The 12,922-nt window shown below is 65.4% G+C and carries 12 protein-coding genes; all 12 read left to right on the top strand.

Annotated elements, in window-relative coordinates:
* The first annotated feature begins 40 nt into the window (after nt 1–40).
* The 12 genes from GEV01_RS31050 (at nt 41) to GEV01_RS04475 (ending at nt 12,915) form a co-directional block, all read left to right on the top strand.
* Nucleotides 41–718, top strand: coding sequence for a PEP-CTERM sorting domain-containing protein (locus tag GEV01_RS31050; RefSeq protein WP_235914217.1), 678 nt, complete (start codon nt 41–43; stop codon nt 716–718).
* Nucleotides 719–876: 158 nt separating this feature from the next.
* On the top strand, nt 877–2,142 hold the full coding sequence (locus GEV01_RS04520) for a lipoprotein-releasing ABC transporter permease subunit (RefSeq protein WP_152802012.1): 1,266 nt from the start codon (nt 877–879) through the stop codon (nt 2,140–2,142).
* Entirely contained in the window at nt 2,135–2,830 is a 696-nt protein-coding gene (lolD, locus tag GEV01_RS04515; RefSeq protein WP_152802010.1) for a lipoprotein-releasing ABC transporter ATP-binding protein LolD, read from the top strand. Before GEV01_RS04520 ends, lolD begins: the two co-directional genes overlap by 8 nt.
* 4 nt (nt 2,831–2,834) lie before the next feature.
* The gene (locus GEV01_RS04510; protein ID WP_152802008.1) at nt 2,835–3,632 is read left to right on the top strand and encodes a TatD family hydrolase; all 798 of its coding nucleotides are present in this window, start codon (nt 2,835–2,837) and stop codon (nt 3,630–3,632) included.
* A gap of 87 nt (nt 3,633–3,719) precedes the next feature.
* Nucleotides 3,720–4,526: a CsgG/HfaB family protein gene (locus GEV01_RS04505; RefSeq protein ID WP_152802006.1), complete on the top strand. Its 807-nt coding sequence runs from the start codon at nt 3,720–3,722 to the stop codon at nt 4,524–4,526.
* 132 nt (nt 4,527–4,658) lie between these two features.
* A complete protein-coding gene (locus GEV01_RS30700) occupies nt 4,659–4,832 on the top strand; it encodes a hypothetical protein (RefSeq protein WP_175022914.1) in 174 nt (57 codons plus the stop codon).
* 72 nt (nt 4,833–4,904) lie between these two features.
* Complete coding sequence (locus tag GEV01_RS04500; protein WP_152802004.1) at nt 4,905–5,915, top strand: MvdC/MvdD family ATP grasp protein; 1,011 nt, start codon at nt 4,905–4,907, stop codon at nt 5,913–5,915.
* Complete coding sequence (locus tag GEV01_RS04495) at nt 5,900–6,778, top strand: SDH family Clp fold serine proteinase (RefSeq protein WP_152802002.1); 879 nt, start codon at nt 5,900–5,902, stop codon at nt 6,776–6,778. The genes GEV01_RS04500 and GEV01_RS04495 overlap by 16 nt, the downstream gene beginning before the upstream one ends.
* Nucleotides 6,775–7,731 (top strand): MauE/DoxX family redox-associated membrane protein, encoded by a 957-nt coding sequence (locus GEV01_RS04490; protein ID WP_152802000.1) that lies wholly within the window; start codon nt 6,775–6,777, stop codon nt 7,729–7,731. The genes GEV01_RS04495 and GEV01_RS04490 overlap by 4 nt, the downstream gene beginning before the upstream one ends.
* Nucleotides 7,728–9,473, top strand: coding sequence for an ABC transporter ATP-binding protein (locus tag GEV01_RS04485; RefSeq protein ID WP_152801998.1), 1,746 nt, complete (start codon nt 7,728–7,730; stop codon nt 9,471–9,473). Before GEV01_RS04490 ends, GEV01_RS04485 begins: the two co-directional genes overlap by 4 nt.
* 84 nt (nt 9,474–9,557) lie before the next feature.
* Entirely contained in the window at nt 9,558–12,002 is a 2,445-nt protein-coding gene (locus tag GEV01_RS04480; RefSeq protein ID WP_152801996.1) for a DNA internalization-related competence protein ComEC/Rec2, read from the top strand.
* An 88-nt stretch (nt 12,003–12,090) separates the two neighbouring features.
* Nucleotides 12,091–12,915: an alpha/beta hydrolase gene (locus GEV01_RS04475; protein ID WP_328595434.1), complete on the top strand. Its 825-nt coding sequence runs from the start codon at nt 12,091–12,093 to the stop codon at nt 12,913–12,915.
* Nucleotides 12,916–12,922: the final 7 nt, after the last annotated feature.

Below are 12,922 nucleotides of genomic sequence, written 5' to 3'. Positions count from 1 at the left end.
AAAACAACTTTTAAAACAATTTTTAAAAAGAGAATTCATCATGACCATCAAATTCAACACCGCAATCAAAGCCGCCGCCGTTGCCGCCGCCCTGGCATTCTCCAGCGTTGGCCAGGCCGCCAGCATCACGGGTGAAATGCCTGGTGCGGTCGAATACCTGAACTTCGACGCCAACTTCTTCGGCAATATCGCGGTCACGATCACCCCTTGGAAATTTGAAATCGGCGGCGTCGAGACCCTGGCGTTCTGCATCGACCAAGACACCTCCGCTGTGTACCACGTCAACTACGGCGCCACCCCCGTCGTGCCTTCGCAAGCCATCATGGGCCTGTACGAGACCAACTACAAGTACGTGCTGAACAACGGCGTGTACAACGCCGACAAGGCCGCCGCCTTCCAGCTGGCCCTGTGGGAACTGAAGGACGACCAAAGCTTCACCAACCCGACCGGCAACATGGTGCTGCCGTTGACCGGCGGCTTAAACCCAGGCAACGACGCCCTGGCGGCCGATGCCTACGCCATGCTGGCCGATGCGCTGAACTACCACGGCCTCGGCGGCAGCTACCTGTACACCGAGTACACCGCAGCCGGTACGCAATCGCTGATGGGGGTGTCGGCCGTTCCTGAAGCCGACACCTGGGCCATGATGGCTGTCGGCCTGGGCCTGGTTGGCCTGATCGGTCGCCGCAAGTCGGAAAAAAGCGAAAAGTTCGCGTAATCAGGGCTTTAATTAGTTCTTAAGCGAATCGGCCGCGCCGGCGCAGTGTCCACTGCCCGGCGCGGCTTTTTTATGGGGGCAGGGTGCGGTGTTTCACCCATGAAATGCTATTTGTATGGCACACTGCGGGCTCACAATGTTGAATCCCTCCGGAGCCCATGAGCCTTATCCAGAACCTGCCCTTTGAGTGGCTGGTCGGCCTGCGTTACACGCGGGCCGGCAAGCGCAGCGGGCGCAATAGTTTTATATCGTTTATCTCGCTTATTTCCATGGCCGGCATCGGCCTGGGCGTGGCGGCGCTGATCGTCGTGCTGTCCGTAATGAACGGCTTCCAGAAGGAAGTAACCGACCGCATGTTGTCGGTGCTGGCCCACGTCGAAGTGTTCGACGCGCGCGGCTCCATGCCCGACTGGCACGCCGCCGCCGCCGAAGCGCGCAAGAACCCCGAAGTGATCGGCGCCGCGCCGTTCGCCGAAACCCAGGGCATGCTGGTGCGCGACGATGTGCTGCGTCCGGCCATCATCCGCGGCGTGCTGCCGGAGCAGGAACCCAACGTCTCCGACGTCGCCAGGCAAACCCGCCGCGGTAGCTTCAATGCGCTGCAGCCGGGCAGCTACAACATCGTGCTGGGCATCGAGCTGGCGCGCGCGCTGCGCGTCAACCTCGGCGAGAAGGTGACGCTGGCGCTGGCCCAGGGCCAGCCGACGCCGGCCGGCGTGCTGCCGCGCCTGCGCTCCTTCACCGTGGTCGGCATCTTCGAGGCGGGCCACAACGAGTTCGATTCGGCGCTGGCCTTCGTCCACCTGACCGACGCTGAAAAACTGCTGCGCATGGATGCGCCGGCCGGCCTGCGCCTGCGCCTGTCCGACATGCACCGCGCGCCGCAAGTGGCGCAGGACTTGAAGAATTCGATGTCCGGCGACCTGATCATGCGCGACTGGTCCAAGCTCAACGCCAACTGGTTCGCCGCCGTCCAGACCGAGAAGCGCATGATGTTCATCATCCTGACCCTGATCATCGCGGTGGCCGCCTTCAACCTGGTGTCGACGCTGGTGATGACCGTGACCGACAAACAGGCCGACATCGCCATCCTGCGCACGCTGGGCGCCTCGCCGCGTTCCATCATGAAGATCTTCATGATCCAGGGCGCGCTGGTCGGCATCCTCGGCACCGCGCTGGGCGTGGCCGGCGGCGTGCTGGTGGCGCTCAACATCGACGTCATCGTGCCGTTTATCGAACATTTATTGGGAGTGCAGTTCTTGTCGAAGGATATCTACTACATCAGCAGCGTGCCGTCCGACCTGCGCTGGCCGGACGTGTTCAAGATCGGCGGCGTGGCCGTGGTGCTGGCCTTCGTGGCGACGCTGTACCCAAGCTGGTGGGCCGCCCGCGTGAAACCTGCGGAGGCGCTGCGCTATGAGTAACCTGGAACCTGTGGTCCTGTCCTGCCGAGGCCTCGGCAAAACCTTCACCCAAGGCTCCTACTCGGTGCAGGTGTTGAACGGCATCGACATCGACGTGCGGCGCGGCGAGCGCGTGGCCATCGTCGGCGCTTCCGGCTCCGGCAAATCGACGCTGCTGCACTTGCTGGGCGGCCTCGATACGCCGAGCCGTGGCAGCGTCACCTTGCTGGGCAAGGACTTCGCCAGCCTGAGCGAAACCGCGCGCGGCGATCTGCGCAACGCGTCGCTGGGCTTTGTCTACCAGTTCCACCACCTGCTGCCGGAATTCAGCGCGCTCGATAACGTGGCGATGCCGCTGATGATACGCCGCGTCAAACGCGCAGACGCCAGCAGCGCGGCGCAGCAGATCCTGGCCCGCGTCAACCTGGCCAAGCGCGTCACACACGTGCCGGGCGAGCTGTCCGGCGGCGAACGTCAACGCGTGGCTTTGGCGCGCGCACTGGTCACGCAGCCGGCCTGCGTGCTGGCCGACGAACCGACCGGCAACCTCGATCACGCCACCGCGCAGCAGATCTTCGAGCTGATGCTGGAGCTGTCGCGCACCCTGGGCACGGCCTTCGTCATCGTCACCCACGATATCGAACTGGCCCGCCGCTGCGACCGCGTGCTGCGCCTGACCGACGAAGGCTTGCAGCCCTACGTGGACTGACGCCATGTGGATCGACACCCACTGCCACCTCGACGCCCACGAATTCGGCGGCGAGTCCGCCGCGCAGGCGGCGCTGGCGCGGGAGCAGGGCGTAGCGATGATCGTGATCCCGGCGGTGGAGACGGCCAACTTCCCGGTGGTGGCGCAGCTGGCCGCCAGCGTGGACAACGGCTGCTACGCGCTGGGCATCCATCCGATCTATGTGCCGCACGCCGAGGAGGACGACTTGCGCGTGCTGCGCGAGCAGGTCGCCGCCGCCATGGCCGACCGCCGCTTCGTCGCGCTGGGCGAGATCGGCCTGGATTTTTTCATTCCCATGCTGACCGAGCCGGCCATGCGCGAAAAGCAGATCTTCTTCTTCCGCGAGCAGCTCAGGATCGCCCGCGATTTCGAGCTGCCGGTGCTGATGCACGTGCGCCGCTCGCAGGACGTGGTGCTCAAGCACGTGCGCCAGATCCGGCCTGCGGGCGGCATCGCGCATGCGTTCAACGGCAGCTTCCAGCAAGCGCAGGGCTATCTGGACCTGGGCTTCAAGCTGGGTTTCGGCGGCGCCATGACGTTCACGCGCGCGCTGCAAATCCGCCGCCTGGCGGCCGAACTGCCGCTCGACGGCATCGTGCTGGAAACCGATGCGCCGGATATCTCCCCCAGCTGGATACACCCCGGCCGCAACAGCCCCGACCAGATTCCCCGCATCGGCGCGGTGCTGGCCGAATTGCGCGGCATCCCACTGCAAGAGGTGGCCGACGCCACCAGCGCCAATGCGCGCGCCGTGCTCCCGCGCATGGGTGCGCACGGTTAGATTTCGATAGATTTGACGTGTGGTCAATAGTGCATAATTTAACACTTTAATATTTGCACAATTTGCACAATCCATCGAAAGCCCGTAATGAAAAACATAGTCCGTAGTACTTGCCTTGCAGCGCTGGTGTTCATTCCTGTTGCCGGTTTCGCCGAGACCAGCCAGGTGTCCGAGCGCGAGATCGACGTTCCGAAGTGCGCCCGTCCGGCCGCCAAGGTCGTGTTCACCGAGTTCAAGTGCAAGTCGGCCGATTGTTCTTCGGGCGCCGGCCAGCAGGATCCGCGCCAGTATCGCTGGTGGGAGCGCCAGGGCAATGTGTCGCAGCCGAGCTACACCGGCGTCGGCACCGGCATGACCGAGATGCTGGCCACCGCGCTGACCCAGACCGGCTGCTTCGACGTGCAGGAACGCGCCGAGATGGAAGAGATCAACAAGGAACTGGCCCTGATCGGCAAGAAGGTCGAAGCCGAAGCGGCCGACTACATGATCACCGGATCGATCACCTCGCTGGGCTTCGAGCAAAGCTCCACCGGCCTGGGCGGCCTGGGCTTCCTCAAAGGCCCGCTGGGCTTGCTGGCCGGCTCGGTCGACTTCAAGAAATCCAAGGTGCACATGAACATGGACATCCGCGTGGTGGACGTCAAGCGCGCCAAGATCATCGCCTCCAAGACCTTCCAGGCGAATAACGAGAAAAACGGTTTCGGCGTCTCGGCGCTGGGCTGGGGCGGCGGTGTGGGCCTGGGCGGCAGCCACGCCAGCATCAGCGGCTCGCCGCTGGAAGAGGTGGCGCGCGACCTGCTGGTCAAGTCGACGTCTTTCCTGGCCGAGACCATCGCGGCGAAGAACATCACCGAGCACGTCGCGGTCAAAGCCACCGACGTTTCGGTGAAATAAACACACGATCGGCAATGTGAAGCTATTGTCATAGTAGCTTTATTGACATGAATTATCGGCAATGATATCGTTGTTGCACCACTACCCGTGGCAATCGTTTGAACTTTAAATCTATCTAAAAAGGTTCTAATAATGAAAAAGCAAAATGAGACAAAGCTGTTCGCATTCAAACTGGCCGAGAAAAAAGCCGTAGTCAAAGCCGATCCGCAATGGAAAGCCCGCGAAGGCGTGGCGCTGGCCGGCTGCTCCGGCCCTGACGCCCGTGCTTCGAAAAACGGTCGCCTGGACGCCGGCATCTGGTGCTAAGCGCCTGATGGCGGCGATGGCTGCATCCGGCATCTGCCGGATCGGCCATCCGTCCGGCCGACAGCCGTCTCCATGACCAAGAAAATCCTGATCGTCACCCACAGCGGCGACCTCCACGCAGATTTGCTCACTCCCATCCTGGCAGCCAAAGGCGGCGCCTGGTTCCGCATCGATCTCGATACCTTCCCGCGCGATTACGAACTGATTCAATCCTTCCAGCCCCACGGCTGCCGCAGCGAGATCCGCCACCTGCCATCGGGCGCCAGCATCGACGTGGCCGAGATCGGCGCGGTCTGGGCCCGCAAGCCGGGCGACTTTGCCTACCGCAGCGAAGACCTCGGCCCGCAGGAACTGGCCTACGCCAAAATGGAAAGCGAACAGGCGCTGTTTGGCCTGTTGTACGGCTTGGACTGCTACTGGGTCAGCCATCCGCTGGCGATGCGTGGCGCCATGTGGAAGGGCGAACAGCTGCAACGCGCGCAGCGGCTGGGCTTTCGCATCCCCACCACGCTGATCACCAATTCGGCCGCGCAGGTGCGGCAGTTCCACGCGCAGCTGCCGGAACAGATGATCTTCAAAGCCATGTCGACGCCGACGCTGGCGGCGGAAGAAGTGGCCGCCGCCGATTGCGTGGCCGAAGGCCTGACCACCACCGTGATCGACGACGACATGATGGAGTCCATCGACGCGGTGGCCGAGCTGCCTTGCCAGTTCCAGCAATACATCGCCAAGCAGTACGAGCTGCGCGTGACGGTCATCGGCTGCCGCGTGTTCGCCGCAAAGATACACAGCCAGGACGACAGCCGCACGGCGGTCGATTGCCGCGACATGTCGGCCCCGATCCGCTACACGCCCACGCTGCTGCCGCCGCAGATCGAGCGGCGCTGCCTGGAGCTGGTGGCCAGCTATGGCCTGAACTACAGCGCGCTGGACCTGATCGTCACGCCGGACAACGAATACGTCTTCCTTGAAAATAACCCCGCAGGGCAGTTCCTGTTCATCGAACAGCTGATCCCCGAATTCAATCTGCTTGAAACGCTGGCCGACCAGCTGTTGCAGGAGGCCGCATGCAGCACCCGTTGAACGAGCATCTGCCCGAAAAAATCAAACAGATCGAAGCGCTGCGCGGCAATCGCGTGCTGGTGCTGGCGGCCTCGCACCTCGATATGGAGATGCTGCCCGCGCTGTACCAGCAGTTGCGCGCCATCGGCCGCAGCGAGCGGCTGGACGTGGTGCTGCAGTGCCGTGGCGGCATGGTCAACGCCGCGCGCCGCATCGCGCTGGTGCTGCGGCAGTACAGCCGGCAGCTGTGCTTCATCGTGCCGCATTACTGCCAGTCGTCGGCCACCTTGCTGACGCTGGCGGCGGACGACATCATCGCCGGCGAGCTGGCGATGTTCTCGCCCATCGATCCGCATCTGCAAGGCGATGCCGAGGGCGGGGCCTCGACCGCCGTGTCGTCGCAGGACATCAAGCTGTTCGGCGAGATGTGCTCCGCCTGGTTCGGCGCGGATGCGGAGCAGGCGCGGACGGAAGCCTTGTCGCTGCTGAGCGCCAGCGTATTCCCGCCGACGCTGACGGCGTTCTACCGCACCACGCTGGAGCTGAGCCAGATCGGCGAGGAGCTGCTGCGCTATCAGCTGCCGCAGCTCGCCGCAGAGGCGCGCGCGAACATCGTCGAACAGCTGATGTCCGGCTACCACTCGCATGACTACGCGATCACCGGCGAGGAGATGGCGGCACTGGGCCTGCGCGTGCGGCGCGAATCCAAGGTCGAGGACCTGGCCTGGGATATCTCGCTGATGCTGCAAGCCCATATCGGCGGAGGCGCCCGGCCTTCGGTGGAGGCGCCGGTGCAGGACGCCTTGCTGGCCACGCGCGACGGGCTGTCGGTGCGCTACCGCCGGCAGGAAGGCCTGCTGCCGCGCTGGTCCGGCGCCGCATGAACGCCTTGCCCGCAGCGGCGCTGGTGCTGCGCCTTCTTGTCGGTGCGGTCTTCCTGCTGGCCGTGCTGGGCAAGCTGCGGGCGCCGGCGCGCTTCCGCGCCAATCTGACCGAGTCGATGGGTGTGCCGCCCGCGTTGGGAATGGCGCTGACGCCCGCCGTGATCCTGGCCGAAGCGGCGCTGGCCCTCATGCTGCTTGGCGACGTGCAGGCCAGGACGTTCGCCATGCCTGCCGCGCTGGTGCTGCTAATCGGCTTCACCTGCTTTGTCGCCTACAAATACGTAACCGCCGACAGCGTGCGTTGCAGCTGTTTCGGCGAGGCCGAGCGGCCGCTGTCCGTCTACGACCTGCTGCGCAACGGATTGCTGATCGGCGCCATCGCCTGCTGGCTGTATTGGCCCGCGCCGCCGGCGCAGTGGACACCTGCGCAGCTGGCGCTGGCGTCGGCCGCCGCGCTGGTGCTGGCCGTGGGCCTGAGCCGGCTGCACGAAATGATCGTCCGATTCCGCGTCGCGCGCGCGCCGCAGGCGCCGGCGCTGGGCGAACATGTCGCGGCCGTGATGGGGCGCATGCTCGACGACGGCCGGCCGGAGATGCTCCCCGGCGTCGAACAGGCCGTGGCGCTGTTGTTCCTGTCCAGCCGCTGCCCGAGCTGCCGCGGCAAGCTGCCCGAGATTGCAGGCCTGCTGGCGCCTGCGGTGGAAGCCGGACTGAAAATCCGCCTGGTCAGCGCCGAACCCGCGTGGCGGCTGCGGCGCTTCCTGGCCGGCGATGCGCTGCGCGCCATCACCGTGCGGGTAGGCGGGCGCCGATATGCGCGCCTGAATCCGGCGATGCAGGCGCCGTACTACCTGTTTATCGGCCCCTCCGGCGATCTGCAGGCAGCTGGCTTGATCGGCGACGACGACTGGCTTAGCCTGCGCGCCCAACTGGAAGAAGTGGCGCTCGCATGACGAATCCGCATCTGCAAAGGCTGGCGCTGCTGCGCGCCTTCGCGCCACGGCTGGCGCTGGGCCTGATGTTCATGGCACTGACGGTGCTGGTCGAGTTGAGCTATCCGAAGGCGCTGGCGTACTTCATCGACCACATCGGCCTGAAAAGCGACGGCAGCTGGTTCGGCCCCTTCGCCGCGACGGTGACGGCCGTGCTGGCGCTGCAGGCGGTGGCGACCACGATGCGCTACTACCTGTTCGAATCGACCGGCCACCTGATCGTCGCGCGCATCCGGCGGCTGCTGTATGGCGCGCTGATACAGCAGCCGGTCGGCTTCTACGACAAACACAACGTCGGCGAGCTGACCAGCCGTTTGTCGGGCGACGTCGAAATCCTGCACGACACGCTGACCATGGGCTTGGCGATTTCGCTGCGCTCCCTGTGCGTGCTGGCCGGCTGCGTGGTCATGCTGCTGCTGATTTCCCCGATACTGAGCCTGATACTGCTGGTGTATGTGCCGCTGACGCTCTTCATGGGCGACTGGCTGGGCAAGCATGTGCGCCGCCGCTCGCGTGAGATCCGGCAGCGCCAGGCCGATTGCGGCAGCGTGGCGCACGAGTACTTTTCGAACATCCGCCTGGTGCACGCCTTCAACCAGCAGCGCGGCGCCGGCGCCAGGTATGCAAACGCCACCGCGCATGCGCTGACCGCCGCCATCGCCAATACGCGCTTGCTGGCGTCGTTTCGCGGCGTGTCGTCGTTCGTCATGTACGTGGCGCTGCTGGCGACGTTGTGGCTGGGCGCGAGGCTGATCGGGCAGGGCAGCCTGACGGTCGGTGAGCTGACCAGCTTTGTCATCTACGCGGGCATGGTGACAAGTTCGTCCGGCGCGGTCAGCGATTTCTGGAGCGACTGGATGCGGACTATCGGCGCCACGGAGCGGGTGTTCGAGATCATCGGCAGCGAGCCGCAGCCGCAGGCATCGCAGCAGCCCGCCGACGCGGTTGTGCTGCGCGGCGAGCTGGCGTTCCGCGATGTCGGCTTTGTCTATCCGGAGCGGCCGGAAAAACTGGCGCTCGATCATGTCAGCTTCGCCATCGCTGCGGGCGAGAACGTCGCGCTGGTGGGGGCATCGGGTGCGGGCAAGTCCACCATCGCCAGCATGATCCTCGGCTTCTACCAGCCGGGCAGCGGCAGCATCGCCTTCGATGGCGTGCCCGCCGGGCAGCTCGACCTTGCCGGCGTGCGCGCACACATCGCCATCGTCGAGCAGGAGCCATCGCTGTTTTCAGGCAGTATCTTCGAGAACATCGCCTTCGCGCTGCCGGACCGCGAGGTCACGCGTGAGGAAGTGGTCGATGCGGCGCGACTGGCCAATGCCCATGACTTTATCGAAGGCTTCCCGCATGGCTACGACACCGTGGTCGGCGAGCGTGGCGTGCAACTGTCCGGCGGCCAGAAACAGCGCATCGCCATCGCACGTGCCGTACTGCGCGATCCGAAAATCCTGATCCTGGACGAAGCCACCAGCGCGCTCGACTCGGCCAGCGAGCAGCAAGTGCAGCAGGCGCTGGACACGCTGATGGCGGGGCGCACCACCATCGTCATCGCCCACCGCTACTCGACCATCGTCAAGGCCGACCGCGTGCTGGTGCTGGAGCACGGCGCCGTCGTGCAGAGCGGCCCGCATGCGCAGCTGATCGAGCAGCGCGACGGCGTGTACTTCCACCTGATGAAGAGCCAGTTGCAGTTCTCCGCATGATCCGCATCAAGCGGCGATAAGGTCGGCTGCGTAGTATCGGACTGTTGCGATACTTGAGGAGCGGCCGCTTGGCCGGACAGCGCGATGAGGGCGGTGACGATAGGCTTTGCCGCAGGGGCGGCGTGGCTGCAAACGCAGGCGGTGTTGCCGTCTTTGTCGGCTGGCGTCGCGGCTGTGCTGGTGCTGGCGGCCTGGCTGCTGTTGTGGCACGGCTGGCTGCAGCGGCGTGTGCTCCGCGTTGGCGCTCACGCCGAGGCCTTGCTGCGCTGCGCGGCGGCATTGCTGGCGGGCGCTGTGGTCGGATTCTTTTGGGCCGCCTGGCTGGCCCACTGCGTGCTCTCGCCGCAACTGGCGTCCGCCGACGAAGGCCGCGACTTCACGTTGATCGGCACCATCGACAACCTGCCGTACCGCTTCGATCAGGGCGTGCGCTTCAACTTCGCCGTCGAACGCGTGCTGGGTGCCGCACCGGGCACTGTGCCGCCGCGCATTTCGCTGGGCTGGTATGCGGGCTTTCGCAACGAGGTGACGGAGGTCGGGGATGTGCAACCGGGCGAGCGCTGGCAGCTCACCGTGCGCTTGCAAAGACCGCACGGCAACGCGAATCCCTACGGCTTCGATTATGAAGCGTGGCTGCTGGAACAAGGCCTGCGCGCGACCGGCTATGTGCGGCCCGCGCCGCACAACCGGCGGCTGGACAGTTTCGTTTTCAGCGCCGGCAATGTGATCGAGCATACCCGCGCTCTGCTGCGCGCACGTATCCTGGCCGCGCTGCCGGACAAACCATATGCCGGCGTGATCGTCGCGCTGGTGGTGGGCGACCAGCGCAGCATCGACCAATCGGACTGGAATGTCTTCAATCGCACAGGCGTGGGGCACCTCATCTCCATCTCCGGGCTCCATATCACGATGGTGGCTGGCTTGTTCGCGCTGGCTGCATTCAATCTTTGGCGACACTCGTTCTTCACGCGCGCGCAGTTGCCCTTGCTGCTACCCGCGCAGAAGGTGGCGGCGCTGGTGGGGGCGTCGGTGGCGCTGTTGTACGTGCTGCTGGCCGGTTTTGGCGTGCCGGCGCAGCGCACCTTGTACATGCTGATGGTGGTGGCCGCCGCGCTGTGGCTGAACCGCATCGCCAGCGTGACGCAGGTGCTGTGCAGCGCCTTGGGCGTGGTGGTGTTGATCGACCCGTGGGCCGTGCTGTGGCCGGGCTTCTGGCTATCGTTCGGCGCGGTCGCGACGATCTTGTATGCGACGGTAGGCCGCACCGCGCAGCGGCCCGCGCACGATGCGCCGCCACCGTCACGCCGCGAGCGGCTGTGGCTTGCGCTGAGCGTCGGCGCCCACACGCAGTACGCGGTGACGTTCGGCCTGGTGCCGTTGACGATGCTGCTGTTTGCGCAGGTATCGGTGATCAGTCCCTTGGCGAACGCCGTGGCGATTCCTTTGATCAGCCTTGTGGTGACGCCGCTCGCGCTGGCAGGCAGCATGCTGCCCGCAACGCTGGCCGCGCCGGTGCTCGGCCTGGCGCATCTGCTGGTGGAGTTACTGGCGGTCTGCCTGCAATGGTTCAGCGGCATGCGCTACGCCGTCTGGAGCGCACCGACGCCGCCGTTCTGGCTATTCTGCTGGGCCATGCTGGGCACCGTCTGGCTGCTGGCGCCACGTGGATGGCCCGCGCGCTGGCTGGGACTGGCGACCTGGATACCGCTGCTGGCCGCAGCACCTGCGCATCCTGAACCGGGCCGCATGACCGTCACCGCCTTCGATGTCGGTCAGGGCACGGCGCTGCTGATAGAGACCAGCCAGCACCGGCTGCTGTACGATACCGGCCCGCTTTACGCGGCGACATCCAACGCCGGCAACCGCGTCATCCTGCCGTATCTGAAAGCGCGCGGCATCGCCGCATTGGATGGCGTGATCGTCACCCACAGCGACGCCGACCACTCGGGCGGCGCCTTGTCTGTGCTCGACGGCGTGCGTGTGGACTGGGTGCTGTCCTCGCTGCCGCCGCAGCATCCTGTCGCCATGGCCGCGCGCCGTCACCTGCATTGCGCGGCCGGCCAGCACTGGGACTGGGACGGTGTCCACTTCGAGCTGCTGCACCCGCTGGCGGCCAGCTACGCCGACACCGCACTCAAACCCAACGCGCGCGGCTGCACGTTAAAGATCACGGCGGGCGGTAAATCGATGCTGCTGGCCGCGGACATCGAAGCCCCGCAGGAAGCCGCGCTGCTGCAGCGCGCCCGCGCCAGCCTGCAGGCCGACGTGCTGCTGGTTCCGCACCACGGCAGCGGCACCTCGTCCACCTCCGCGTTCCTGTCGGCGGTGCACCCGCAGGCCGCCGTGTTCCAGGTGGGCTACCGCAATCGCTACCACCACCCCAGGCCGGACGTCTACGAGCGTTACGGCCAGCTGCACATCGTGCGCCTGCGCACCGACCAGGCGGGCGCGCTGACGCTGGAATTCGGCGACACCATCGCCATCAGCGCCTGGCGCCAGGCCCACGCTCGCTATTGGTACGGCCGTTAAATTAGAGCCTTTCATCCAAGCCGGGCAGGGTAAGTGCCATTACAATGGCTCGAAAACAATCATACGAACAATCATACGGAGACCGCTTGTGAGCAAGCCCAAGCTGCATTTTGCCCACGCCAACAGCTACCCGGCGGGCGTGTACCGCCAGTACTTCGAGCTGCTGGCCGACGATTTCGATATCCAGGCGCTGGACATGCACGGCCACAGCCCGCGCTATCCGGTCAGCGACGGCTGGCCGCACCTGGTCGATGAATACATCAACGAACTCACCACCCGCTACAAGGAACCGGTCATCCTGGTCGGCCACTCGCTGGGCGGCATGCTCAGCCTGATGGTGGCGCATGCGCGGCCAGACCTGGTGCGCTGTGTCGTGATGCTCGATGCGCCGGTGGTGGCGGGGTGGCGGGCGCTGTTCTGGCGCCTGATCAAATTGAGCGGCAGCGCCAATCGCGTGCCGCCGGCCAAGTTCTCCATCCGCCGCCGCAATGTGTGGCCGGATGTGCAAACGGCCCGCCAGCACTTCGCCAGCAAGGACTTGTTTGCGGCCTGGGCGCCCGGCGTGCTGGCCGACTACATGGAGAGCGGCCTGAAGCCGCATCCGGAAGGCGTGCAGCTGCGCTTTACCCGCGAAGTGGAGACCAGCATCTACGCCAGCCTGCCGCATCATCTGCCCAAGCTGGTACGGGGCCGCTTCCCGGCGCCTATCGGCTTCATCGGCGGCACCGATTCGTGGGAGACCAGCCAGTCCGGCCTGGAGCACACGCAGGCACTGGTAGGCAAGCATTTCCGCATCGTGCCGGGCGGGCACTTGTTCCCGATGGAGTCGCCGGTGCTGGCGGCGCAGGCGACCCGCGAAATGATCGCCAGCCTGTTAACGGTAAAAGCCCGCGTGGAGCGGGCTGTTGCCTAGCCTAGCC

This window comes from Rugamonas rivuli (genome assembly GCF_009380165.1).
In the GTDB taxonomy this organism is placed as follows: domain Bacteria; phylum Pseudomonadota; class Gammaproteobacteria; order Burkholderiales; family Burkholderiaceae_D; genus Rugamonas; species Rugamonas rivuli.
This window is presented reverse-complemented; position numbering and strand designations above follow the sequence as displayed.